Here is an 888-nt window from a genome sequence, read left to right on the forward strand (position 1 = left end):
GTTGCCCGGCAGGGCAGCGTGGTTGTAGGCAAAATGGCCATCGAGTGGTGCAGTGCTTAGCGTTGCGGCCATGCCCATGACGTAGGCACCGGTGCCGACATTGACGATCACCCGGTCTGAAGCGAACTGCCCCATGCCCAAGGCGCAGCACTGCTGATCGCCACCGGCGCTGATCACCGGAATGCCCGCCGGCAGACCGACCTGCGCGGCGATCGACGGTTGCAGTGCACCGACCACGCTGCCGGGAGGGAGCAAGGTGCAGAGCTTGTCCTTATCGAGCTCGAACAGCGCCAATAAGCTGTCATCCCACTGCCGGGTGCGCAGGTTAAACAGGTTGGTGCGTGACGCCAGCGAATAGTCGGTACAAAAACGGCCGGTCAGCCTGTGTAGCAGGAAGTCGTGGATGCCGACCAACTTTGCGGCGCGGTGATACAGTGCCGTTTGGTTTTGCTTCAGCCATCGCATCTTGGCGGCGGAAAACACCGGTGAAATCGGCAGTCCGCAGCGTTGATGCACCTGAGGGGAGGCATCAGCCAGGCTGTCGCACAGCGCCTGTGAGCGCGTGTCTTGCCACATCAGCGTGGGTGACAGCGCGTTGCCTTGCGCATCGACAGCGATAATTGACGAACGCTGTGACGTCAACGCCAGCGCGTGCAGCGCCAACCCCTGAGCGGAGAGATACTGCGCCGCCGCGTGCAGCAGCACCGCCAATGCATCATGCCAACGCTGCGGATCCTGTTCCACGCGTCCGTCATCGAAATAGCGTGGCGTGGTGCTGACGGCGTGCTGAAACTGCGTGGCACCCTGTATGTCGAACAGCACCAGCTTCATCTGTGTGGTGCCGGTATCAATTACGGCGATCGTCATCTGTGCGGCCTCCCTTGTTTC

At 61.6% G+C, this 888-nt stretch carries 1 protein-coding gene; it reads right to left on the minus strand.

Annotation, left to right across the window (positions count from 1 at the left end; translation table 11 throughout):
• Nucleotides 1-867: xylulokinase (locus J5224_RS30940; RefSeq protein WP_264628843.1), on the minus strand; the 867-nt coding region annotated here is incomplete at its 3' end.
• Nucleotides 868-888: the final 21 nt, after the last annotated feature.

The sequence above is a fragment of the Candidatus Symbiopectobacterium sp. NZEC135 genome (genome assembly GCF_025962695.1).